This window comes from Pseudomonas putida, assembly GCF_026625125.1.
Taxonomy (GTDB): domain Bacteria; phylum Pseudomonadota; class Gammaproteobacteria; order Pseudomonadales; family Pseudomonadaceae; genus Aquipseudomonas; species Aquipseudomonas putida_X.
In genome coordinates this window covers 4452216-4476209 of the sequence record NZ_CP113097.1, presented here as the reverse complement: position 1 = coordinate 4476209, position 23994 = coordinate 4452216, and the positions used below count along the sequence as shown (strand labels likewise).

Sequence of the window (23994 nt, the reverse complement as noted above, 5' to 3'; positions counted from 1 at the left end):
TCGACGGCCCGGCGGGCCGCGCTGCACCGATCAAAGGGTCAAGGGTAGCGAAATAAGGCGCCGAGGGGAATGCTCCACCCGCCTGCTTCGCTTGTGCAAGGCCGATGCCCCCAGTACCATTACCGCTCTCTTTTTCCGGCAGGAGCGTTTACATGATTGCGGGCAGTATGGTGGCATTGGTCACACCCATGGATGCACAAGGGCGTCTTGATTGGGGCAGCCTCGGCAAACTTGTAGACTTCCACCTGGAAAACGGCACTCACGCGATCGTCGCCGTCGGCACCACCGGCGAGTCGGCCACCCTGAGCGTCGAAGAACACATCGAGGTCATCGAATTCGTGGTCAAGCGGGTCGCTGGCCGCATTCCGGTCATCGCCGGCACCGGTGCAAACTCCACGTCCGAAGCCGTGCACCTGACCCAGAACGCCAAGGATGCCGGCGCCGACGCCTGCCTGCTGGTGGTGCCGTACTACAACAAGCCGACCCAGGAAGGCCTGTACCTGCACTTCAAGCACATCGCCGAAGCCGTCGACATTCCGCAGATCCTCTACAACGTACCCGGCCGCACCTCCTGCGACATGCAGGCCGAGACCGTGATCCGTCTGTCGACCGTGCCCAACATCATCGGCATCAAGGAAGCCACGGGCGACCTGGCCCGTGCCAAGGCCATCCTCGATGGCGTCAGCAAGGACTTCATCGTCATGTCCGGCGACGACCCGACTGCCGTCGAGCTGATCCTGCTGGGTGGCAAAGGCAATATTTCGGTCACTGCCAACGTCGCCCCGCGCGAAATGGCCGACCTGTGCGAGGCTGCCCTTGCGGGCGATGCCGAGAAGGCCCGCGCGATCAACGAAAAACTCATGCCGCTGCACAAAGACCTGTTCTGCGAAGCCAACCCGATTCCGGTGAAATACGCGCTCGTCGAAATGGGCCTGATGCAAAAAGGCATTCGCCTGCCACTGACCTGGCTGAGCGAAGGTTGTCACGAAAAAGTCCGTACTGCCTTGCGCCAGTCCGGCGTACTGGTTTAATCGAGGAAGTACACCGCATGAAGCGACTGGCTGGTCTTTCCGCGCTCGCCCTGATCATTTCCAGCACCAGTGGGTGTGGCTGGCTGTGGGGCGAGGATGGCTATTTCCGCGACCGCGGCAGCGATTACCTGCAGGCGCACCCGACTGCACCGATGCAGCTCCCCCAGGACGTCAGCAACGTCAAGCGCCTTGACCCGCTGCTGCCGATCCCGCGCAACGTCGCCGACGATACCGCCAAGGGCGAGTTCGAAGTGCCGCGTCCGCAACCGCTGTCGGCTGGCGCCGACGTCACCGATTTCAGCCTGCAGCGCAGCGGCAGCAGCCGTTGGGTGCTGGCCCAGCGTTCCCCGGCCGAAGTCTGGCCGGTAGCGCATCAGTTCTTCGAAGACAATGGCTTCCGCATTGCCGAAGAGCGCCCGCAGACCGGCGAATTCACAACCACCTGGCAGCGTTTCGACGAACTGTCGGCATCGCTCGGCCAGCGTCTGGCGAGCACCACCAGCAGTGGCGACAGCGAGGTGCGCGTGCGTGTGCGCATGGAGCCTGGCGTACAACGCAACACCTCCGAGGTGTATGTCGTCAGTATCGAGCGCCCGGCGGGCAGCACTGCCGAGCCTGAGTTCCCGTCCACGTCCAGCAACACGGCCGCCGATGCGCTGCTGGTCGACGAAATGCTCGCCAGCATGAACCGCAGCGCCGAGAAGGGCGGTTCGGTGTCCTTGCTGGCTGCGCGCGACTTCGATGCGCCGAGCCGCGTCAGCCTGAGTGAAGACGGTAGCGGCAACCCGGTGCTGTTCCTCGGCGCCGACCTGGACCGCGCCTGGTCCGGTGTGGGGCGTGCCCTGGAGCAGGGCGGTCAATGGCGTGTGGAAGACATCAACCGCAGCCTGGGCCTGTACTACATCAACCTGTCCGAGAAGCCCGACGACAAGCAGAACCAGCCTGGCTTCTTCAGCCGGATGTTTGGCAGCGAGCCAACCAAGGAAGAGCTTGAAGCCCGCGCCGAGCGTTACCAGGTGCGCCTGAGCAAGGTTGGCGAAAGCGTGCAGGTTACCGTCGAGAAGAACATCAACACCGTGGCCCCGCCCGATGTCGCTCGCCGCGTGCTGAGCGCCATTCAGGACCACCTGGGTTAAGTGCGCTTCGCGGTACTGGGAAGCGGCAGCCAGGGAAATGGCACGCTGATCGCCAGTGGTGACACGTTCATCCTGGTCGATTGCGGGTTTTCACTGCGTGAAACCGAGCGGCGCCTGGCGCTGCTCGGGGTGCAGGCGTCTCAACTGAGCGCCGTGCTGGTCACCCACGAACATGCCGACCATGTGCATGGGGTGGGGTTGCTGTCACGGCGCTACAATGTACCGGTCTACCTCAGCCAGGGCACATTGCGCGGCATGCGCAAGCCGGTGGAGGCGGCCGGTTTTCTTGCTTGTGGCGACAGCCTGCATATCGGCAGCCTGCAGGTGAGTGCGGCGCGGGTCGAGCATGATGCCTATGAGCCGCTGCAGTACGTCATCAGTGACGGTCGCCGTCGCTTTGGCATGCTCACCGACCTGGGGTCGTACGACGCGTTGTTGCTTGAGCGCTATCAGGGCCTGGATGCACTGCTGATCGAGGCCAATCATTGCCGCGACATGCTGGCGCGCGGGCACTACCCGTACTTCCTCAAGCAGCGGGTCGGCGGCATGCAAGGACATTTGAACAACCACCAGGCCGCGCGCCTGGTGGACGAGTTGGGGTGGAGCAACCTGCAGCACCTGGTGCTGGCCCACCTCAGCAGCAAGAACAACCTGCCACATCTGGCCCGCCAGTGCTTCGTCGACACCCTTGGGTGCGACCCGGACTGGCTCCAGGTGGCGAATCAGGAACACGGGCTCGACTGGCGCGAAATCGCCTAGCCCACCCACTCAAGCAAGCGGAGCCCAATCATGGAAAAACGCGAAGAACTCTACCGCGGCAAGGCCAAATCGGTTTACAAGACCGACGACGCCGACCGCTTGATCCTGCTGTTCCGTAACGACACCTCGGCGTTCGACGGCAAGCGCATCGAACAACTGGACCGTAAAGGCATGGTGAACAACAAGTTCAATGCCTTCATCATGCAGAAGCTCGAAGAAGCCGGCGTGCCGACCCAGTTCGACAAGCTGCTGGGCGACAACGAGTGCCTGGTCAAGAAGCTGGACATGATCCCGGTCGAGTGTGTGGTGCGTAACTATGCCGCCGGCAGCCTGGTCAAGCGTCTGGGCGTGGAGGAGGGCATCAAGCTCGAGCCGTCCACCTTCGAACTGTTCCTGAAGAACGACGAGAAGGGCGACCCGTTCATCAACGAATCCCACGTTGTGGCGTTCGGCTGGGGCACTGCCGAGCAGTTGGCAGAGATGAAGAAGCTTTCGCTGAAGGTCAACGAAGTACTGAACAAACTGTTCGATGACGCCGGCCTGCTGCTGGTCGACTTCAAGCTGGAGTTCGGTGTATTCCACGGCCAGATCGTCCTGGGCGACGAGTTCAGCCCGGACGGCTGCCGCCTGTGGGACAAAGAAACCCGCAAGAAGATGGACAAGGACCGCTTCCGCCAGGGCCTGGGCGATGTGATCGAAGCCTACGAAGAAGTTGCCAAGCGCCTGGGCGTGCCGCTGTAAGCGGCGCATTCACGCAAGCGCCTGATACCACGCGATTTTTTTGAAAATAAAGGTTTGCGTTTTCAGAATTCGCTGGTATGATGCGCGGCATTGGAGAGATGCCGGAGTGGTCGAACGGGACGGATTCGAAATCCGTTGTACTGGCAACAGTACCTAGGGTTCAAATCCCTATCTCTCCGCCATACATGTAGTAGAAAAGCCCCTGAAAACGATGCGTTTTCAGGGGCTTTTTCGTTATGCCTGACTAATCCCCATCGCACGACCTTGCCATGTGCCGCTAGCGGCGGGGCCCGGCGGACCGGAACAGAGCGCCAGGCTGCGGCCCGATCGAAAAACCGCCTCAGCCGCAGCAAGCTTGGCGTGACAACCTGCCGCTGGGACAACCTGCCGCCTTGCTTACGCGCTCGCAATTTGTTTGTGCTGGCATTTCAGATACAATCAGCGAAACGATTCAGCCCTGTCGGTCAATACGACAAAAGCCTGGGTCGTTTTCTGGTTCTTTAAGCCGCTGAACAATGATCACAAAAAGCCTGCGCACAAGAACACGAAGCACCTGGGCCAGCCACAGGCCCGTCCTCCGTTCTACAGACTGGAATTGATCAATGTTCAAGAAAGCTGGCAAAACCTTGCTGGGTTTGGCTGTCGCTGCGAGCTTCATGCAAGCGCACGCCGCAGAAACCAAAAAAGTCGATGTGCTGCTGGTCGGCGGCGGCATCATGAGCTCCACCCTGGCCGTGTGGCTGCACGAGCTGGAGCCAAGCTGGTCGATGGAAATGGTCGAGCGCCTGGATGGCGTCGCCGAAGAAAGCTCCAACGGCTGGAACAACGCCGGCACCGGCCACTCCGCGCTGGCTGAGCTGAACTACACCCCGGAAGACAAAGACGGCAACGTCAACATCTCCAAGGCCATCGAAATCAACGAAGCCTTCCAGATCTCCCGCCAGTTCTGGTCGTGGCAGGTCCGTCAGGGCGTGCTGAAGAACCCGCATTCGTTCATCAACACCACTCCGCACATGAGCTTCGTGTGGGGCGATGACAACATCAAGTTCCTCAAGAAGCGTTATGACGCGCTGCAGGCGAGCCCGCTGTTCCGCTCGATGGAGTATTCGGAGGACCACGCGCAGATCGCCAAGTGGGTCCCGCTGATGATGGAAGGCCGCGACCCGAACCAGAAGCTGGCCGTGACCTGGACGCCATTGGGCACCGACGTCAACTTCGGCGAGATCACCCGCCAGTTCGTCGGCCACCTGAAGACCCAGGACAACTTCACCTTGAAGCTGTCCAGCGAAGTCCAGGACATCACCCGCAACGAAGACGGCTCCTGGCACGTCGAGTACAAGAACCTGAAGGACGGAACCGAGTCGGCCACCGACGCCAAGTTCCTGTTCATCGGTGCCGGCGGCGGCGCGCTGAAGCTGCTGCAGAAATCGGGCATTCCTGAAGCCAAGGAATACGCAGGCTTCCCGGTCGGCGGTTCGTTCCTGGTGACCGAGAACCCGACCATCGCCATGCAGCACATGGCCAAGGCCTATGGCATCGCCTCGACGGGCGCGCCACCCATGTCGGTACCGCACCTGGACACCCGTGTGCTGGACGGCAAGCGTGTGATCCTGTTCGGGCCATTCGCCACCTTCTCGACCAAGTTCCTGAAGAACGGTTCGTACCTGGACCTGCTCAGCAGCACCACGATGCACAACGTGTGGCCGATGACCAAGGTCGGCATCGATCAGTACCCGCTGGTCGAGTACCTCGCTGGCCAGCTGATGCTGTCGGACGACGACCGCTTCGAAGCGCTGCGCACCTACTTCCCGAACGCCAAGAAGGAAGACTGGAAGCTGTGGCAGGCCGGTCAGCGCGTGCAGATCATCAAGCGTGACGCCGACAAGGGCGGCGTGCTCAAGCTGGGTACCGAAGTGGTGGCCTCGCAAGACCGCACCATCGCCGGCTTGCTGGGCGCATCGCCAGGTGCCTCGACCGCCGCGCCGATCATGCTGCACGTGCTGGAAACCGTGTTCAAAGACAAAGTCGCCACCCCGCAATGGCAAGCCAAGATCAAAGAGATCGTGCCGAGCTACGGCACCAAGCTCAACGATTCGGCAGCGGCCACGCAGAAAGAGTGGAACTACACCGCTGAAGTCCTGCAACTGCAGAAGCCGCCGGTCATCGACCAGAGCGTCGAAACCAGCACAGGCGCGAGCCAGCCGGTTGAAAGCAAGCCAGAGAACGACATGGCGCTGTAAGCGTTAGTGTTGTGAACGAAAAGCCACGGGGAGACCTCGTGGTTTTTTTTTTGCCTGTTCCGGCCGCGCTGTCAGCCTTGGCTCAGCGCTGACGCAAAATGCACTCCAGCAAACCGGGGAAGCGTGCCTCGAGCATTTCGCTGCGCAGTGAGTTCATATGCGTGGTGCCGACATTGCGTGTCTGCACCAGCCCCGCATCGCGCAGCACACGAAAATGATGGGACATGCTGGACTTCGGCCGGCCACCGTCCAGCTCGCCGCAGCTGGCTTCCGCCACGCCCGCCAGGTGGCGCACGATTTCCATACGTACAGGGTCGCTCAGCGCATACAGCAGGCGCTCGAGGATCAGGTCTTCAGCGGTGGGATGTTTGTAGGCTCGCATGGGCGTCATGATAACGGGGGTTTCATTAATTGCCATAGTTCGATTATGATCGAACTATCGTATTCAGATGACCCCGGAGTTTTCCATGTCTGCACTGTTCGAACCCTATTCCCTCAAAGACGTGACCTTGCGTAACCGCATCGCCATTCCGCCGATGTGCCAGTACATGGCCGAGGACGGTGTCATCAACGATTGGCATCAGGTGCATTATGCTGGCCTGGCCCGTGGTGGCGCCGGCCTGCTGGTGGTCGAAGCCACTGCGGTGGCGCCAGAAGGGCGCATCACCCCTGGTTGTGCCGGTATCTGGAGCGACGCCCATGCCCAGGCCTTCGTGCCGGTGGTGCAGGCGATCAAGGCGGCAGGCTCGGTGCCGGGCATCCAGATTGCCCACGCGGGGCGCAAGGCCAGTGCCAACCGCCCGTGGGAAGGTGACGACCATATCGCTGCGGATGACGCGCGAGGCTGGGCCACCATCGCCCCGTCGGCCATCGCTTTCGGCGCCAACCTGCCGAAAGTGCCACGTGAAATGACCTTGGACGACATTGCCCGGGTCAAGCAGGACTTCGTCGATGCGGCACGCCGGGCGCGTGATGCAGGCTTTGAATGGATCGAGCTGCACTTCGCTCACGGGTACCTGGGGCAGAGCTTCTTCTCCGAGCACTCCAACCAGCGCACCGATGCCTACGGCGGCAACTTCGAGAACCGCAGCCGCTTCCTGCTGGAAACCCTGGCAGCCGTGCGCGAGGTGTGGCCGGAAAGCCTGCCGTTGACCGCCCGCTTTGGCGTGCTGGAATACGACGGCCGTGACGAGCAGACGCTGGAGGAGTCCATCGAGTTGGCCCGGCTGTTCAAGGCTGGTGGTCTGGACCTGCTCAGTGTCAGCGTTGGCTTCACCATCCCGGAAACCAACATTCCATGGGGCCCGGCCTTTATGGGGCCGATCGCTGAACGTGTGCGTCGTGAGGCGGGTTTGCCAGTGACTTCGGCGTGGGGCTTCGGTACGCCGCAGTTGGCGGAAGGGGCGTTGAAGGCCAATCAGCTCGACCTGGTGTCGGTGGGGCGTGCGCACCTGGCCGACCCGCACTGGGCGTATTTCGCGGCCAAGGAACTGGGCGTCGACAAAGCTTCGTGGACGTTGCCTGCGCCTTACGCGCACTGGCTTGAGCGTTATCGCTGATTGCTGCAGGGGCTGCTGCGCAGCCCAATCGCCGGCAAGCCGGCTCCCACTTGGATTGCGCCGGCTTTTAGAAATGGGTAAGACCGTTGCTCACACAGGTAAAGCGCTGACTTGAAGAACTGCGCGGTCGCGGTGGGCCGGCTTGCCGGCCCACAATTGGTGTCCAACTTCTTGGGGGCAGTCCATTCTGTGGGAGCCGGCTTGCCGGCGATTGGGCCGCACAGCGGCCCCGTCTCAAAACCGATCCAGCCGGTAACGCTTCAACTCGGCCCGAGGCTCCCCTTCAGCCAACCCACCCACCCATTCCGCTGTCACCGCCGCTTGGGTCAAGCCCAGGTGCTGATGCCCAAACGCTAGCAGTACGCGCCCATCACACACCCGGTCGATCACCGGCAGCGAATCCGGCAGCGAAGGCCGAAACCCCATCCACGGCGTCGCGCCTTCGGCATTCAATTCGCGCTGGAACAAACCCTTGCTCAAGCGGTGCAACTGCCACGCCCGCTGCATGCTGGGCGGTGCATCGAGCCCGGCGAACTCCACCGTACCAGCCAGGCGCAAGCCCTCGGCCATCGGCGTCATGATGAACTTGCGCTCCAGCGAGGTGACGGCGAATGGCAAGCGCTGGTGCTCGCCAGGCAGCATCAAGTGATAGCCACGCTCGGTATCCAGCGGGACGCTTATGCCGGTTAGAGCCGTGGTCAGTTGCGCTGAGTGCGCGCCGCAACTGATCAGCACCTGGCGCGCATGGAACGTACCCTGAACGCTGTTGAGCTGCACGCCATTGCCATTGAGTTGCCCGCCATCGACCTGCGCCTGGACGAAGCGTACGCCAGCCGCCTTGGCGGCTTCGAACAACTCAATGACCACACGGTAAGGGTCGATGAAATGCCCGGTACGGGGGAAAAACAAGCCACCGAGGATGGACGGGGACAACTCCGGCGCAGCAGCGCGCACCGTGTCGGCTGACCAGAATTCGGCCGGCACCGCCTGTTGCTGCATCCGGGCCAACAACGCCTCCAGTGCCGAGCGCGAATCGGCGCGCTCGAACACCAATAACGAGCCGTCTTCCTTGAACAGTTCGCTGCGGCCGATGGAGCCGAGCAAACGCTGCCAGGCGCCCAGACTGCCTTCGTTCAACGTACGGATGCCGGCCACGCTGCGCTGGAAGGGCTCCGGGCGCAGGTTGAGCAGCAGGCGGGCGAACCAGGGCAGGGCCTTGGGCAGGTATTTCCAGTCCAACCGCAGTGGGCCCATCGGGTCCAGCAGCATGCGTGGCAGGCGCTTGAGTATCGATAGGTCGGCGATGGGGAACACCTGCTCGGTGGCCAGGTGCCCGGCGTTGCCGTACGAGGCTCCGTGGCCGGGCGGTTGGCGGTCGAACAGCACTACCTGGCGCCCCTGGCGGGCCAGTTGCAGGGCGCAGGCGACGCCGACAATGCCGGCGCCGACCACGGCGATGTCGGCTTCAGAGGTGTCGACCATGTTCAGCCTTCCCGGGTGCCGTCGAGCAGGCGCCGCAGCTGCAGCGGGTTGCCGTGTTTCAACGCCTGCGGCAGCAGCGCATCGGGGAAGTCCTGGTAGCACACCGGGCGCAGGAAGCGCAGGATCGCCGCCGTGCCCACCGAGGTGGTGCGGGCATCGGAGGTGGCCGGGAACGGCCCGCCGTGGACCATGGCATCGCACACCTCGACACCGGTCGGCCAGCCATTGACCAGAATGCGCCCGGCCTTGCGTTCAAGGGTTGGCAGCAGCACGCGGGCGCGGTCGATGTCGGCATCGTCCAGTTGCAAAGACGCGGTCAATTGGCCTTCCAGATGCTCGGCCACTCGGCCTACCTGTTCATCGCTCGCGCAGGCCACCACCAGTGACGATGGGCCGAATACCTCGGCCTGCAAGGTTGGGTCGGCCAGGAAGGCTTCGGCCTCGGTCACGAACAACTGCGCCTGGCATTGGTTAGGGCCTTGTCCAGCCTGACCACTGGCCGCAACCTGGGCATTGGCGTTTTCCGCCATGCCACCGATACCGGCTTGGTAAGCACTGAAGATGCCCGGTGTGAGCATGGTTTGCCCAGCGGCCTGGCCAACGTGTTCGCTTGCCGCGTCGATGAACCGCTGTAACGCCGGCCCTTGGCGGGCGATCACCAGGCCGGGGTTGGTGCAGAACTGGCCGGCACCTTGGGTCAGTGAGGCGACGAAGCCTTGTGCCAGCGCCTCGGCGCGGGCCTGCAGGGCGGCCTCGAACAGGAACACCGGGTTGATCGAGCTCATTTCGGCGTACACCGGGATCGGTTCCGGGCGTGCCTGGGCCACCTTGCACAGCGCGATACCACCGCTGCGAGAGCCGGTAAAACCAACGGCTTTGATGCGTGGGTCGCTGACCAGCGCAACGCCGACTTCATGGCCGCAGCCATACAACAGCGAAAATACGCCGGCCGGCAAATCGCACAGCTGCACCGCTTGCGCCACTGCCTGGCCAACCAGTTCGCTGGTACCAGGGTGGGCGCTATGGGCCTTGACCACCACTGGGCAGCCGGCAGCCAACGCCGAGGCGGTGTCGCCACCGGCCACCGAGAAGGCCAGCGGGAAATTGCTGGCACCAAACACGGCTACCGGCCCAAGGGCAACCTGGCGCTGGCGCAGGTCGGCGCGCGGCAAGGGCTGGCGTTCTGGCAGGGCGCTGTCGACTCGCACATCCAGCCACTCACCGGCCCGCACTACACGGGCGAAGGTGCGCAACTGGGTACAGGTGCGGCCACGCTCGCCCTGGATGCGCGCTTTCGGCAGGCCGCTCTCGGCCACCGCGCGGTCGATCAGGGGCTCGCCCAGCGCTTCGATCTGCGTGGCGATGGTTTCGAGAAACTGTGCCCGTTGTTCGAGCGTGGTTTCGCGGTACGCATCGAACGCCGCCCAGGCCAGGGCGCAGGCCTGGGCCACGTGCTCATCGCTGGCGCCCAGGTAGGCCGGCTCCAGCGCCTGGCCGGTGGCCGGGTCGATGGCGCGGATCGCTTCGCGGCTGCCGGTTACCGGCGTTTGGCCGATCAGCAGGTTGCCTGTGAGGGGCATGTAGCCTCCTTGGAAATCAGATTCGGGTATCAAGGGCGTCGTGGGGGCGGGCAAGGCCGCTCCCACAAAGAAAGCACTGGCGGCTCAGGCGATGTTCTGTTCGGCCGACCAGCTCGCATACCAGTTGCGGAACAGCGCGTACTGCTGTTCGGCATAGTTGCGCTGGGCGTCGGTCAGCACATCGGTTTCGTTGAAGTGCAGGCTGTACTCGCTATCGCCGTTCAGCACCATCAGGTGCTTGTAATACAGCACCAGGTCGCAGCCTTCATCGAACGACGACAGCACCGCCAGCGCCGCTTCCAGCTCGCGGGCCAGGCGACGGGCCTGCGCATCGCCCTTGGCCGCCTGCTTGCTCAGGCTTACCAGGTGCAGCACCTCACGCGGCAGGGCGTTACCGATGCCAGTAATGGCGCCGGTGGCGTTGCAGTTGACGAAGCCATGCACTACTTGGGTGTCCACGCCCACCATCAGGGTCACGTCGTCATCCTTGGAGGTGATGTGCTCGGCGGCGTAGCGCAGGTCGGCACCACCGCCGAATTCTTTGAAGCCGATCAGGTTCGGGTATTCGCGGCGCAGCTCGAAGAACAGGTCGGCGCGTGTAGCAAAGCCATAGTAGGGGCTGTTGTAGATCACCGCTGGCAGCTTGGGTGCGGCAGCGAGGATGGCCGAAAAGTGGTGCTTCTGGGCGATCAGCGAGGCACCGCGGCTTAGCACACGGGGGATGACCATCAGGCCGGCGGCACCGACCTTGGCCGCGTGAGCGGCATGAGAGACCGCTTCACGGGTGTTCACCGCGCCGGTGCCGACGATGGTCGGGATGCCGGCGGCCACCAGGCGGGCCACACCCTCCTGGCGCTCGGCTTCGGTGAGCAGTGGCCAGTCGCCCATCGAACCGCAGTACACCACGGCGCTCATGCCGGCCTCGATCAGCTCGCGGCCTTTGCGCACCAAGGCGTCGAAGTCCGGTTTGCGCGCGGCGGTGCACGGGGTCATCAGGGCGGGCATGGTGCCGGTGAAAATGCTATCAGTCATTGTTGTTACTCCTGGCGAAAGGGGGCGAAAACGTCGGGGCTCAGATGCCCCAGGCGAAGGGGTCTTGTTCGTCGATCAGCAGCGTGCTGTCGGCGGTCATGTAGGCGCGGCCGGTGATGAACGGGCGAATGCGCTCGCCGTCGCGCTCGTAACGGGCATGGAACTGGCTACCGGTGATGCTGGCTTGGACCCAGGTCTGGCCTTCGCCAAGCTTGCCGTCGGCGGCCAGGCAGGCCAGCTTGGCGCTGGTGCCGGTGCCGCAGGGCGAGCGGTCGTAGGCTTTACCGGGGCACATCACAAAGTTGCGGCTGTCGGCGTTGGCGTCCTCGGCGAACAGCTCGACGTGGTCGATGGCTGCGCCGTTTTCACCGGTGATGCCCTGCTGTTCGAGTGCCTTGAGCATGGCCCAGGTGTACTCGGTCAGGGCCTCACGGTTGTCCAGCTCGATACGTTGGCCGTGTTCGGAAACGAGGAAGAACCAGTTGCCGCCCCAGGCGATGTCGCCGCGCACCAGGCCATGGCCGGGCACGTCCACTGCAACCTGCTGGCGATAGCGGTAGGAGGGCACATTACCGATGGTGATGGCGCCGTCTTCATGCAGGGTCGCGCTGACCTGGCCGACCGGGGTGTCGATCGTGTGCACGCCCGGTTCGATCAGGCCCAGGTGCTGCAACGAGGCGACCAGGCCGATGGTGCCGTGGCCGCACATGTTCAGGTAGCCGGCGTTGTTGAAGAAGATCACCCCGCAGGTCGCGTCGGCCGAAACCGGTGGGCAGTACAGCGCGCCGACCAGTACATCGTTGCCACGTGGCTCCAGCAGGCAGGCGCGGCGCCAGGGGTCGTGCAGCTCGCGCAGTTCGTCGCGCTGTTCGGCCATGCTGCGGCCGTGCAGTGGCGGGAAGCCCTTCATCACCAGGCGGGTCGGTTCGCCACCAGTGTGAGAGTCGATGACGTGAATCTGTTTCATGGCTTGTTCCTTGCGTAAAAGATCAGGAAGCAACGGCAGCAGGGCGGCAGGTAGCGGTGTCAGCGCTGGCTTCGCTTTCGTCTTCACCTTCCAGGCGCACAAGGTGGGCAGGCACGCCAGTCGCGGCGCCCCAGTAGTAGATGCCCAGCGCGCAGGCCGCGACGACTACGGTGTCAAACGGGTGGCCGATCACGCCCAGGCCGCCGAAACTGCCAAGCCACGACAGCAGGATGGTCACCGCGTAAAAGCCGATCAGCCAGGCGCTGGAGCGCACCTGCTGGGCCAGCGACAGGTGCTGGGTGGGGACGAAACGAGCACACAGCAGGTACAGCACGAACATCACGATCTGCAGGGCCAGCAGCCACGACACGGTGTTCCAGCCCGACCAGTACACGATCAGCGCGGCGATGATGAAAGACAGCGGGCCGAGTACGGCCATGCCCTTGACCCGGAACGGGCGCGGCATCTGTGGCGCATTGCGGCGCAGGGCGGCAACGGTGACCGGGGCCACGGCGTAGCTCAGGACCAGGGCAGCGGATACCACGTTGATCAGCGCTTCCCACGAGGGGAACGGCAGGGTCCAGAACACCGACAGGCCGAAGGTCAACCACAGGGCCGGGCGCGGGATGCCGGATTCTGCATCGATACGGGTGAAGTACTTGAAGAAGGTGCCGGTCTGGGCCCAGCCGTAGACCACACGCGGCGTGGCATTCATGTAGATGTTGCCGCAGCCGCTGGGGGAGATCACCGCATCGGCCACCACCAGGTAGGCCAGCCAGCCTACGCCCAGTGCCAGGGCGATGTCGCGGTAGGGCAAGGCCAGTTCCTTGGTCACCGCGGCCCAGCCGTCACTCAGCATTTCGGTTGGCACGCTGCCGAGGAAGGCCAGTTGCAGCAGCGCATAGATCGCGGTGGACAGCAGCACGGAGAGGATCAGCGCGATGGGGATGGTGCGCTGTGGGTTCTTGACTTCGCTTGCCACCGAGATGATCGGTGTCAGGCCCAGGTAAGCGAAGATGATGCCGCCCGCCGACACAGCCATTTCTACCCCGGACATGCCGAACGGGGCGAAGCCCTGGACCTCGAAGTTCTCTGGCTTGAAGAAGCTGAACAGCACGCCGATCACCAGCAGCGGCACGATGAACTTGAACACGCTGACCAGGTTGTTGGCCTTGGCGAAGGTCTTGACGCTGCGGTAGTTCAGGAAGAAGAACAGCCCCAGCAGGGCGAACTGCACCAACCAGCCGAGCACGGTGGGGACACTGGAGCCGGCCTCGGTCAGCCCGGGGAACCAGGCCGCCGCGTACTGGCGAGAGGCGACCACTTCGATGGCGATCAGGCTAGAGAAGGCGATCAGGGTGATGAACCCCATCAGGTAGCCGAGCAGTGGGCCGTGCGAGTACACCGGGTAGCGCACCACACCCCCGGCGCGTGGCAGCGCGGCGCCGAGCTCGCAGTACACGATGCCCAGTAGCAGTACGGCGAAGCCGCCGAGGAACCAGGAGAGGATGCCGGCCGGCCCGGCAATGGCCGACACGTGGCTGGCGGCGAACAGCCAGCCGGAGCCGAAGATGGCGCCGAGGCCGATGAACGTGAGGTCCAGCAAGGACAGCTGTTTCTTGAATTTGCCTGACATGGGGTCGCCTTTTTGTAGGTTTTGGATAGGCAGGTCTGATGTCACCAGGTGCGGCTTCTGGGGCCGCGCTCTTGTAGGTCTTGGACGGCTTGCGTGGGGCATAGAGTGGACCGAACGGGGCCACGGTTCTTGATGGTTTTCCGCAGTGGGGATGACGAAATCGGCACAATCGTAGAAAAGGCTGGCGCGTCATTCACCAGGCTCGATAGGCTGGAGGCCCTGTTGTTCAAGGGTTTGAGAGTTTTGCCGGCGATGGCGCCGGTGCCCCTACTAGAGAATTGAATGATGGCCGACGCCACACTGGCAGCCCTGTACCAGAACCTCGACCAGCATCGCCCCGCTAGCCTGCAGGACCTGCTCGCGGGGGTATCCCTGCTGCTGCCGATCCTCGATGCCATCCCCAACGCCGCGATCTTCATCAAGGATCCGGATGCCCGCTATGTGCTGGCCAACAACACCCTGGTCCAGCGCTGCGGCCTCAAGCGCCTGCAGCCACTGTTGGGCAAGACCAGCGCCGAAGTCTTCCCGGCGCAACTGGGCCCCGGCTATACCGAGCAGGACCGCCGGGTGCTCAAGGATGGGCTGGTGCTGGAAGACCAGCTTGAGTTGCACCTGTACGGCAGCCGTGAAGCAGGCTGGTGCCTGACCCACAAGCGACCGCTGTACAACCGGGCGGGCGAGATCCTCGGCTTGGTCGGCATTTCGGTCGACCTGCAATCAGCCGCCGACAGCCACCCCGCCTATCAACGCCTGGCCGCGGTGGACGAGCACATTCGTAAGCACTTTCACCAGCCGATCAGCATGGGCGAGCTGACCCGCATTGCCGGCATTTCCGTCGCGCAACTGGAGCGTTACTGCAAGCGTGTGTTCCATCTCACACCCCGGCAAATGATTCACAAGGCGCGGCTGGAACATGCCCATCGGCTGCTGCACAGCGACTTGCCGATCACCGAAGTGGCGCTGCAGTGCGGCTACACCGACCACAGCGCCTTCAGCCGGCAGTTCAAGCAACTCACCGGTTTCACCCCGCGCCAGTACCGCCAGGCGACTGCGGCTCAGGAGGGTTGAAACAGGGTGCGGGCCTCGTCAAAGCACTGTTCGGCAATGGCCGAGCGCGGCTCGCTACGGCGCAGCAGCAGGCCGACGGGGCTGTGGATGCTGGCGTCGGTGATCGGGACGATGCGCATGTGCTCGCTCAGGTCTTCCAACCCGCAATCGAGCGGCATGATTGCGCAGCACACCCCGGTATTGATGGCTTGGACCAACTGGAAGCTCGAGTCGCTTTCCAGCACGGCATTGGGTTCCAGGCTGCGGCTGCGAAAGCTCAGGTCGAGCGACTGACGGTAGTGCATCCCCTTGCTCAGCAGGCCCAGAGGGATTTCGCCCAGGTCCTCCCAGCGCAAGGTGTCGGCCTCGAACTGGAAATGCCGGGTATCGTGCAGCAGGCCCATGGTGGTGGTGCCCAGTTCGATCACCTCGAAGAAGTTGGCGTTGACCTGGTCCAGATAGCAGATCCCCAAATCGAGCTGGTTGCGGCTCAGGCCATCCATGATCTGTTCGGTGCTGTGGGAGCTGAGCTGAAACTGCAGCTCCGGGTATTTTTCGCGCAGCGGCAGCAGCAACTGCATGGGGTTGAAGCTGGCCAACGGCACGGTGCCCAAGCGCAGGCTACCAACCACTTGGCCACGGCAACTGGCCGCCTCGGCCTGCAGGCCGTCATGGGCGGCGAGCAGGGTGCGGGCCCAGGCCAGGATGCGCTCGCCGGCTTCGGTGAAGCCCTCGAAGCGTTGGCCGCGCTTGACCAGCACCAGGTCCAGTTCGTCCTCCAGGTTGCGCAGGCGCATGGACAGGGTCGGCTGGGTGATATGGCACAGCGCCGCGGCCTGGCCGAAGTGGCGGGTCTGGTCGAGGGCGATTAGAAACTTGAGCTGCTTGATGTCCATGGGAGTGCCTGGGGCCTTGGTGTGCTGACCTTAACCAAGTCAGCGATAGATGTCATTGATCGGGCGGTACGGCATATCGATTGGACGCGCTCTGGTCATGTCTCTAGCGTAACGAGCCTGCCATACAAGGAGCTTCACTGTGCGTGTTCAACCCGATGCGGTCTTCGTTCCGCTCAATATCGCCGTTCTGACGGTCAGCGACACCCGCACCTACGACAACGACACCTCCGGTGAGCTGCTCGCCAGCCGCCCGGTGCAGGTCGGCCATCGCCTGGTGGCGCGCGCGCTGCTCAAGGACGACCTGTACAAGGTCCGCGCCCAGGTGGCCACCTGGATTGCCGATGACCAGGTGCAGGTGGTGCTGATCACCGGCGGCACCGGCTTCACCGGCCGGGACAGCACACCCGAAGCGGTGGAGTGCCTGTTCGATCGGCGTATCGACGGTTTCGGCGAGCTGTTCCGGGCGTTGTCCATTCTCGATGTCGGTAGCTCGACCTTGCAGAGCCGCGCCTCGGCCGGGATGGCCAATGGCACCCTGGTGTGTTGCCTGCCAGGTTCTACCGGTGCCTGCCGCACGGCGTGGGAAGGCATCCTGGCAGAGCAGCTGGATGCGCGGCACCAGCCTTGTAATTTTGTGAAGCACCTCAAGCCCACCGCGCCCTGCACAACGCGCGGTTGAACAGCCCCGGCGCTAGGGCCAGTCAGCTCAGCACATGCTCCACTGGCTGCAACGCCGGTGGCAGCGGCTCCACGCCCAAGGCCCCCAGCACATCCCGCTCGACCGTGCGCACCATGGCATCGGTCGGCAGGTCGTTCTCGTCTCGCCCGAACGGGTCTTCAAGTTCATTGCCGATGGCATCCAGCCCGAAGAAGGTGTACCCCACGATGGTAGTAAACAGCGGCGCCAGCCAGCCCAGCGGCTCGGCCAGGGCGAACGGCAGTAGCAGGCAGAAGATGTAGATGGTGCGGTGCAGCAGCAGGGTATAGGGGAAGGGCAGCGGTGTGCCCTTGATCCGCTCGCAGGTGGCCTGCACCTCCGACAGCCCGACCAGACGTTGCTCCAACAGGCTGTAGCGCCATTCACTGATGTGCTGCTGTTCGGCCAGGCGTGAGCAGTGGGCGCCAACCTCCTGCAAGATACCGTCGCAGACATTGTGCGCGCGGATCGCAGCAGGGTTGGCCAGCCACGGCCGGGCGGCGGCCACTTCATCCTCATTGCGCAACCGGGCATTGAGCGCATGGGCAAAGCCGCACAGGCTGCGCAGCAACTCGGCGCGCAGCTTTTCATCGGTGATCACCCCGCTTTCACGTATGAACGAGCGGGCCTCGATGATCATCTTCCCCCAGGCCTTGCGCCCCTCCCACCAACGGTCGTAACAGGCGTTGTTGCGAAAGCTCATGAAGATCGACAGCGACAGGCCAAGCAGCGTGAAGGGGGTAGCGCTGACGGGGTAGAAAAACGCCGGGAAGTGGCGTTCGACCAGCACGATCAGGGCGGCGAGCAAGGTGACCGTCAGGCAGCGCAAGGCAATGCGCTTGACGATCGAACCCTTGAGGGTGAACAGCACGCGCAACACGTCGGGGCGGGAGTGGACGATCATGGCGATCCAGAGACGGCGGGTCAGCCGCCGGTCATGTTCATGAAGCGCAGGATCTGCACATCGCCACCGACCTCGAAATGATGGCGATAGGGCTTGAGGTGCAGCGAATCGCGGATGGCTTTTTCCAGCCGCTCGGCATCACCCGGGTGGGCACGCAGCACCTGTTTGAGGTCCATCGAATGTTCATTGCCCAGGCACAACAACAGCCGGCCTTCGACGGTCAGGCGCACACGGTTGCAGGTGGCGCAGAAGTTGTGGCTGTGCGGCGAGATGAAGCCGACACGGGTGCTCGGCGCTTCTGCCAGGCGCCAGTAGCGCGCCGGGCCCTGGGACGACTCGGTCGATTCGATCAGGGTGAAATGTTCGGCCAGCCGCGCGCGTACTTCGTCACTGGAGCAGAACGACTCGCCGCGTTCGTGCTCGCTGATCACGCCCAGCGGCATTTCTTCGATGAAGGTGATGTCCAGTTCGCGGTCGATGGCAAAGCGCACCAGGTCGACCAGCTCATCGTCGTTACGCCCCTTGAGCACCACGCAATTGAGTTTGATGCGCTGAAACCCCGCGCGGCGGGCCGCGTCGATACCGGCAATCACCTGGGCCAGGTCGCCGGTGCGGGTCAGTTGCTTGAAACGTTCTGCATCGAGGCTGTCGAGGCTGATGTTCAGGCGTGACAGGCCTGCGTCGAACAGCGGCTGGGCCAGGCGCGGGAGCTGCGAGCCGTTGCTGGTCATGCACAGCTCTCGCAGGCCGGGCAGGGCGGCAATGCGCCCGCACAGGTCGACGATGCCCTGGCGTACCAGCGGCTCGCCACCGGTAAGGCGGATCTTGCGGGTGCCTAAGGCGACGAAGCGTTCGGCTACCTGGAACAGTTCCTCAAGGCTGAGGATCTGCTGGCGCGGCAGGAACTGCATGTCTTCGGCCATGCAATAGACACAACGGAAGTCGCAGCGGTCCGTGACCGACATCCGCAGGTAGTCGATTTTCCGGTTGAAGCCGTCGATCAGGGCCCGGCTGTTCTGTTCCACGTTCGCGCTCGGCAAGGGAGGGGGACTGGTTCCACGCTATAACCTGCGGTGTTCGCCGTCAAATTGCTTTGCCCGACCGTTTGATCAATCTCATCTATCACGGCCCACCGCGGTGCATGGCGCCAAGTGCACCCCATCATCGAAACGGCCTATCACCCCGTAAGACATTTCGATTGGACGGCACCCCGACTGTCTCCATAGGCTGGAAAAAAGCAGCGGACGACACGATCCGTTGCACTATTCGATGCCCGCGTGAGGATTGACCGCATGAGCCAGGACGAACATATCAGGGACTACAAGGGGCCTGCCGCCGGCTGGGGCGCGCTCAAGAGCGTGACCAAGAGCTGGCTGGGCAGTGACAACGCCTTCAAGAACCTGCGGGCCATGCTCAAGACCAACCAGAACGGCGGGTTCGACTGCCCCGGCTGCGCCTGGGGCGAGTCGCCGGAAAGCGACATGGTCAAGTTCTGCGAAAACGGCGCCAAGGCGGTCAACTGGGAAGCGACCGGTCGCTCGGTCGACCCGGCCTTCTTCGCCAAATACAGCGTAAGCGCGCTGAAGGACCAGACCGACTACTGGCTCGAATACCAAGGCCGCCTCACGCACCCGATGCGTTACGACGCTGCCACCGATCACTATGTGCAAACCACTTGGGAAGAGGCCTTTGCCTTGATCGCCCGGCACTTGCAGGCGCTGGAATCGCCCGATGAGGCTGAGTTCTACACCTCCGGCCGGGCCAGCAACGAAGCGGCATTCCTCTACCAGTTGTTCGTCCGCGCCTACGGCACCAACAACTTCCCCGACTGCTCGAACATGTGCCACGAGGCCAGTGGCGTGGGCATGTCGGAAACCCTCGGCGTAGGCAAGGGCACGGTCGTGTTCCATGACCTGGAGCTGGCCGATGCGATCTTCGTCATTGGCCAGAACCCCGGTACCAACCACCCGCGCATGCTCGAACCGCTGCGTGAAGCGGTCAAGCGCGGCGCCCAGGTGGTGTGTTTCAACCCGCTCAAAGAGCGGGGCCTGGAGCGCTTCCAGCACCCGCAGCACCCGTTCGAAATGCTCAGCAACGGCTCCGAACCGACCAATACCGCCTACTTCCGCCCAGCCCTGGGCGGCGACATGGCGGCCATGCGCGGCATTGCCAAGTACCTGCTGCAATGGGAGCGCGAAGCCCAGGCCAAGGGGGAACCAGCGGTATTCGACCATGGCTTCATCGCCGCGCATACCAGCGGTGTGGACGCCTACCTGGCGGCCGTGGATGCCACCTCGTGGGACCATATCGTCGAGCAGTCCGGCCTGACCCTGGCCGAGATCGAGCTGGCGGCGCGCATGTACCGCAAGGCCGAGCGGGTGATCATGTGCTGGGCGATGGGCGTCACCCAGCACCGTCACTCGGTGCCTACCGTGCAGGAAATCGTCAACCTGCAGCTGTTGCGCGGCAACGTCGGCAAGCCCGGCGCGGGCCTTTCGCCAGTGCGTGGCCACAGCAACGTGCAAGGCGACCGCACCATGGGGATCGACGAGAAACCCAAGGCGGCGTTGCTCGATGCCTTGGAAAAACGCTTCCAGTTCCGCGTACCTCGCGCCCATGGGCATAACGCGGTGCTGGCGATCCAGGCCATGGAGCAACAGCGCGCCAAGGTGTTCATCGCGCTGGGTGGCAACTTCGCCCAGGCGACGCCGGATACGCCCCGCACCCACGCGGCCCTGCGCAACTGTGCGCTGACGGTGCAGATATCCACCAAACTCAACCGTTCGCACCTGGTCACTGGCCGCGATGCGCTGATCCTGCCCTGCCTGGGGCGCACCGAGATCGACATGCAGGCCGGCGGGCCGCAGGGCGTGACCGTGGAAGACACCTTCAGCATGGTGCATATCTCCCATGGCCAGCTGCGCCCGCGTTCACCCCACATGCGGTCCGAACCCTGGATCATCGCCGGCATGGCCAAGGCCACGCTGGGCAACAAGCCCATCGATTGGGAATACGCGGTGGCCGACTATGGCCGTATTCGCAGCATGATCGCCGATGTCATCCCCGGTTTCGCCAACTTCAACGAGCGGCTGCAGCACCCAGGTGGTTTCCACCTGGGCAACAGTGCTGCCGAGCGCAACTGGCGCACGGCAACCGGCAAGGCGCGCTTCAGTGCCAGCCCGTTGCCCGAGCATCTGGTCAACGCCCAGGTGCTCGCCCGTGGCGACAAGCCGGACCTCATCCTGCAGACGATGCGTTCGCACGACCAGTACAACACCACGCTGTATGGGCTGGACGATCGTTACCGGGGCGTGTTTGGCCTGCGGGAAGTGGTGTTCGTCAGCGAGGCCGACATCCGCCGCCTGGGCTTCGAGCCGGGTGAGCATGTCGATCTGGTGTCGCTGTGGGAGGACGGTGTCGAACGCCAGGTGTCGGGGTTCCGCCTGGTGCCCTACGACATCCCTGATGGGCAGGCGGCGGCCTACTACCCGGAGACCAACCCGCTGGTGCCGCTGGAAAGTTACGGCGAAGGCACCTATACGCCGACCTCCAAATTCATTGCGATTCGGCTCGAGAAGGCCAAGGCGGGGAACCGGATCGAAGCGGTGGCGGCGCAGTGAAGGGGTGCTGAGCTGGCACCGATCAGGGCCTGTGGACCGGGTAAGCCGTGGTGTATTTCATCTGTTCCATGGCAAAGCTGGACGTGATGTTGGAGAGCCCGTCGGTGCTGGTGATCAGCTTTTTATAGAACCGGTCGTAGGCAGCGATATCGCCCACCACCACCCGCAGCATGTAATCCCAGTCCCCGGACATGCGATAGAACTCCATCACCTCCTCGAAGCCTTTCACCGTCTCGGCGAATTGCTCCAACCAGGCACTGTCGTGGCGCTGGGTCTTGAGCTGGACGAACACCGTCAGGCCCAGGCCCAGGCGGTCGGGGTCGAGCAGGGCGACGCGGCCGAGGATGTAGCCGTCCTCTTCCAGGCGCTTGACCCGCTTCCAGCAGGGGGTGGTGGACAGGTTGACGGCTTCGGCCAAATCCTTGAGCGAGAGCGACGCGTCGCGCTGGAGCAGGGTGAGGATGTGCTGGTCGAAACTGTCCATGGAAACCCGCTGGCGGTCAGTAAAATATTCCCCAGATTACCCCAACGATAGAAAAAATTCCCGCCACCACGGGCGTTGTGGCGGCAGGTGATTGTGCGATAGTTGCGCACTTACATCTGCCAAATGGGCCTGACCATGTCCGACAAGCCGCGCAATTTCGCCACCCGTACCATTCACGCCGGTGAACAGTTCAGTGTCGCCGACAACGCGATCTTCCCGCCTATCTACACCGCCAGCTCGTATATCAAGCGCAGCCTCGATGACAACCCGGAATACGCCTACAGCCGGGTGGGCAACCCGACCCGGCATGCCTATGAAAGTTGTGTCGCGGCACTTGAAGAGGGTGTGGGCGCGGTGGCATGTGCCTCCGGTGTAAACGCCACCGCCACGGTGCTGGAGCTGCTCCCCAAGGACGCTCATGTGGTGGTGATGAACGGTGTATACGGCGGCACCTTCCGCATTCTTGAAGACTACCGAGCACGCACCTCGGGCATTACCACCACCTATGTCGACCTCAACGATGTGGCGGCCGTAGCGGCGGCGATCAAACCCGAAACCCAGTTGATCTGGATCGAGTCGCCGACCAACCCATTGCTGCACCTGGTCGACATCAAGGCGGTCTGCGACCTTGCTCGGGCGCGGGGTATTCTCACCTGCATCGACAACACCTTCTGCTCGCCGTGGAACCAGCGGCCGATCACCCTGGGTGTGGACCTGGTGATGCATTCGGCCAGCAAATACATTGGCGGCCACTCCGACCTGACCGGCGGCGTGGTGGTGGCTGCCAACGATGAATTGCTGGGGCGCCTGCGCAAGATCAGCATGGCCGTGGGGGCGATCCAGGGCCCGTTCGACTGTTACCTGGCCTTGCGCGGCCTGAAAACCCTCGACGTGCGCATGGAGCGTCAGTGTGCCAATGCCCTGCAGGTGGCACGCTTCCTGGAAAGCCATCCGCAGATCGAGCAGGTCTATTACCCGGGGCTGGAAAGCCACCCGCAGCACGCACTGTGCAAGCGCCAGATGCGCGCTGGCGGAGCGGTGGTGGCCATGAAGGTCAGGAACGGTGACCGGGCGGCGCTCAATCGCCTGGTGGAGGCCTTGCAGATATTTGTCCTGGCCGACTCGTTGGGGGGTGTGGAGAGCATGATCAACCACTCCTGGAGCATGTCGCACAATTCACTGAGCCCGGAACAGAAGGGGCTGATGGGCATCAGTGAGAGCGTGTTGCGGCTGTCGATCGGGATCGAGGATTACCGGGACTTGATCGAAGATCTGGACGGGGCCTTGAACGCATCGGCTGGCATGTAACGGTTGCAGGCCCTGTCGCCAGCGAGCCGGCTTGCCGGCGACAGGGCGGTTGATTCAGCAGAAAGCCATCAGGATTTCGGCGGATGAATGATTCGCTCGATCTTGTCCTTGATCAGCAGGCGCTCCTTGCGCAGGCGGTTGACGGCATCGTCGTTGGTGCCATTGCCTTCGGCGGCCACCACCTCCTTGTCTTTGGCGTTGTATTCCTTATGCAGGGCATGCAGCGTCGGGTCCTTGTCTATCCGTGCCTGGAATGCATCGGCGGTAACGTGCAAGTCAGCGAGCAGATCATGCGGAACTGGCATTTCTTCACCTCTGTCAGGGTTGTCAGTAAGGTCCTGACCTTTGAGGATAGCCGCCTTTGCGCGGCTAGGGGACTGGGGTAGGCTGTCGCTTCCCCCAACGCCTGGAACCTGTGCCATGCCTCACCTGAACCTGGAATACAGCGACAACCTGCGCGAGCTCAATGTCGAGGTACTGCTGCTGCGCCTGAATCACGCCCTGGTCGGCAGCGGCCAGTTCGCCGATGAGGCAGACATCAAAAGCCGCGCCCAGGCGTTCGCCCATTACCGGGTGGGCACTGCGCCAGCCGAGCGGGCGTTCGCCCATGTGCGCCTGGCCATCCTCAGCGGGCGCCCGGCGGAGGTAAAGAAACAATTGTCCGCCAGCTTGCTGGAGGTACTGCGTGAGGCCATACCGGCGCAGGCTGGCCTAGACCTGCAACTGTGTGTGGAAGTGCTGGATATCGACCGCGAGCCTTACGCCAAGCATCGCTTGCCAGGCTGACCGGCAGCGCGAGCTACCCGGCGGCCGGCGCGGATGTCAGTCAGGTTTCACCCGCAGTGCCCGCGCCGTATATACTGCGCGCCAACGTT

General features: G+C 63.3%; 22 protein-coding genes and 1 tRNA gene. 12 read left to right on the top strand and 11 right to left on the bottom strand.

Annotated features, from left to right (window positions below; genetic code table 11):
- The first annotated feature begins 152 nt into the window (after positions 1-152).
- The 6 genes from dapA (at position 153) to mqo (ending at position 5907) form a co-directional block, all read left to right on the top strand.
- The gene (gene dapA, locus OSW16_RS20570) at positions 153-1031 is read left to right on the top strand and encodes a 4-hydroxy-tetrahydrodipicolinate synthase (protein WP_241805990.1); all 879 of its coding nucleotides are present in this window, start codon (positions 153-155) and stop codon (positions 1029-1031) included.
- 17 nt (positions 1032-1048) lie between these two features.
- Positions 1049-2167, top strand: a complete 1119-nt coding sequence (gene bamC, locus OSW16_RS20565) for an outer membrane protein assembly factor BamC (RefSeq protein ID WP_267818073.1) — start codon at positions 1049-1051, stop codon at positions 2165-2167.
- A complete protein-coding gene (locus OSW16_RS20560; protein WP_241805992.1) occupies positions 2168-2926 on the top strand; it encodes an MBL fold metallo-hydrolase in 759 nt (252 codons plus the stop codon).
- A 30-nt stretch (positions 2927-2956) separates the two neighbouring features.
- On the top strand, positions 2957-3667 hold the full coding sequence (purC, locus tag OSW16_RS20555; protein ID WP_012315794.1) for a phosphoribosylaminoimidazolesuccinocarboxamide synthase: 711 nt from the start codon (positions 2957-2959) through the stop codon (positions 3665-3667).
- A gap of 92 nt (positions 3668-3759) precedes the next feature.
- A tRNA-Ser gene (locus tag OSW16_RS20550) sits at positions 3760-3849 on the top strand.
- A 420-nt stretch (positions 3850-4269) separates the two neighbouring features.
- A complete protein-coding gene (mqo, locus tag OSW16_RS20545; protein WP_267818069.1) occupies positions 4270-5907 on the top strand; it encodes a malate dehydrogenase (quinone) in 1638 nt (545 codons plus the stop codon).
- Between the two features lie 82 nt (positions 5908-5989).
- Here the strand turns inward: mqo and OSW16_RS20540 are convergent, their stop codons facing one another.
- The gene (locus OSW16_RS20540; protein ID WP_267818067.1) at positions 5990-6325 is read right to left on the bottom strand and encodes an ArsR/SmtB family transcription factor; all 336 of its coding nucleotides are present in this window, start codon (positions 6323-6325) and stop codon (positions 5990-5992) included.
- Between the two features lie 49 nt (positions 6326-6374).
- Here OSW16_RS20540 and xenA point away from each other — a divergent pair, with 49 nt between their 5' ends.
- Entirely contained in the window at positions 6375-7466 is a 1092-nt protein-coding gene (xenA, locus tag OSW16_RS20535; protein ID WP_267818065.1) for a xenobiotic reductase XenA, read from the top strand.
- A 234-nt stretch (positions 7467-7700) separates the two neighbouring features.
- Here xenA and OSW16_RS20530 read toward each other — a convergent pair whose 3' ends face one another.
- From OSW16_RS20530 to OSW16_RS20510, 5 genes are all read right to left on the bottom strand, one after another.
- Positions 7701-8948, bottom strand: coding sequence for an NAD(P)/FAD-dependent oxidoreductase (locus OSW16_RS20530; RefSeq protein ID WP_267818063.1), 1248 nt, complete (start codon positions 8946-8948; stop codon positions 7701-7703).
- Between the two features lie 2 nt (positions 8949-8950).
- Positions 8951-10528, bottom strand: coding sequence for an aldehyde dehydrogenase (NADP(+)) (locus tag OSW16_RS20525; RefSeq protein ID WP_267818061.1), 1578 nt, complete (start codon positions 10526-10528; stop codon positions 8951-8953).
- Positions 10529-10612: 84 nt separating this feature from the next.
- Positions 10613-11560, bottom strand: coding sequence for a dihydrodipicolinate synthase family protein (locus OSW16_RS20520; RefSeq protein ID WP_267818059.1), 948 nt, complete (start codon positions 11558-11560; stop codon positions 10613-10615).
- Positions 11561-11600: 40 nt separating this feature from the next.
- Positions 11601-12527 carry a 4-hydroxyproline epimerase gene (locus tag OSW16_RS20515; RefSeq protein WP_267818057.1) on the bottom strand — a complete coding sequence of 309 codons (927 nt, stop codon included), beginning with the start codon at positions 12525-12527 and terminating at the stop codon, positions 11601-11603.
- Positions 12528-12549: 22 nt separating this feature from the next.
- A complete protein-coding gene (locus tag OSW16_RS20510) occupies positions 12550-14163 on the bottom strand; it encodes an APC family permease (protein ID WP_267818055.1) in 1614 nt (537 codons plus the stop codon).
- A gap of 285 nt (positions 14164-14448) precedes the next feature.
- On the opposite strand from OSW16_RS20510, the gene OSW16_RS20505 reads away from it, so the two are divergent.
- Positions 14449-15231 carry an AraC family transcriptional regulator gene (locus OSW16_RS20505; protein WP_267824066.1) on the top strand — a complete coding sequence of 261 codons (783 nt, stop codon included), beginning with the start codon at positions 14449-14451 and terminating at the stop codon, positions 15229-15231.
- On the opposite strand, the gene OSW16_RS20500 is transcribed toward OSW16_RS20505, so the two are convergent.
- Positions 15219-16106 carry a LysR family transcriptional regulator gene (locus OSW16_RS20500; RefSeq protein WP_267818053.1) on the bottom strand — a complete coding sequence of 296 codons (888 nt, stop codon included), beginning with the start codon at positions 16104-16106 and terminating at the stop codon, positions 15219-15221. The two genes, OSW16_RS20505 and OSW16_RS20500, sit on opposite strands and share 13 nt — an antisense overlap.
- 139 nt (positions 16107-16245) lie before the next feature.
- Here OSW16_RS20500 and moaB point away from each other — a divergent pair, with 139 nt between their 5' ends.
- On the top strand, positions 16246-16785 hold the full coding sequence (gene moaB, locus OSW16_RS20495; RefSeq protein WP_267818051.1) for a molybdenum cofactor biosynthesis protein B: 540 nt from the start codon (positions 16246-16248) through the stop codon (positions 16783-16785).
- Between the two features lie 22 nt (positions 16786-16807).
- Here moaB and OSW16_RS20490 read toward each other — a convergent pair whose 3' ends face one another.
- Both OSW16_RS20490 and moaA read right to left on the bottom strand, forming a co-directional pair.
- The gene (locus tag OSW16_RS20490; RefSeq protein WP_267818048.1) at positions 16808-17707 is read right to left on the bottom strand and encodes a bestrophin family protein; all 900 of its coding nucleotides are present in this window, start codon (positions 17705-17707) and stop codon (positions 16808-16810) included.
- Between the two features lie 20 nt (positions 17708-17727).
- Complete coding sequence (gene moaA / locus OSW16_RS20485; RefSeq protein ID WP_241806009.1) at positions 17728-18732, bottom strand: GTP 3',8-cyclase MoaA; 1005 nt, start codon at positions 18730-18732, stop codon at positions 17728-17730.
- A 267-nt stretch (positions 18733-18999) separates the two neighbouring features.
- Between moaA and OSW16_RS20480 the strand changes: the two genes are divergently transcribed.
- Positions 19000-21327 carry an FdhF/YdeP family oxidoreductase gene (locus OSW16_RS20480; RefSeq protein ID WP_267818046.1) on the top strand — a complete coding sequence of 776 codons (2328 nt, stop codon included), beginning with the start codon at positions 19000-19002 and terminating at the stop codon, positions 21325-21327.
- A gap of 22 nt (positions 21328-21349) precedes the next feature.
- Here OSW16_RS20480 and OSW16_RS20475 read toward each other — a convergent pair whose 3' ends face one another.
- Positions 21350-21811 (bottom strand): Lrp/AsnC family transcriptional regulator, encoded by a 462-nt coding sequence (locus tag OSW16_RS20475; RefSeq protein ID WP_267818044.1) that lies wholly within the window; start codon positions 21809-21811, stop codon positions 21350-21352.
- A gap of 123 nt (positions 21812-21934) precedes the next feature.
- Here OSW16_RS20475 and OSW16_RS20470 point away from each other — a divergent pair, with 123 nt between their 5' ends.
- Positions 21935-23119, top strand: a complete 1185-nt coding sequence (locus OSW16_RS20470) for a trans-sulfuration enzyme family protein (RefSeq protein WP_267824064.1) — start codon at positions 21935-21937, stop codon at positions 23117-23119.
- A 68-nt stretch (positions 23120-23187) separates the two neighbouring features.
- Here the strand turns inward: OSW16_RS20470 and OSW16_RS20465 are convergent, their stop codons facing one another.
- Entirely contained in the window at positions 23188-23424 is a 237-nt protein-coding gene (locus tag OSW16_RS20465; RefSeq protein ID WP_267818042.1) for a YdcH family protein, read from the bottom strand.
- A gap of 115 nt (positions 23425-23539) precedes the next feature.
- Between OSW16_RS20465 and OSW16_RS20460 the strand changes: the two genes are divergently transcribed.
- Positions 23540-23905 carry a 5-carboxymethyl-2-hydroxymuconate Delta-isomerase gene (locus OSW16_RS20460; RefSeq protein ID WP_267818040.1) on the top strand — a complete coding sequence of 122 codons (366 nt, stop codon included), beginning with the start codon at positions 23540-23542 and terminating at the stop codon, positions 23903-23905.
- Positions 23906-23994: the final 89 nt, after the last annotated feature.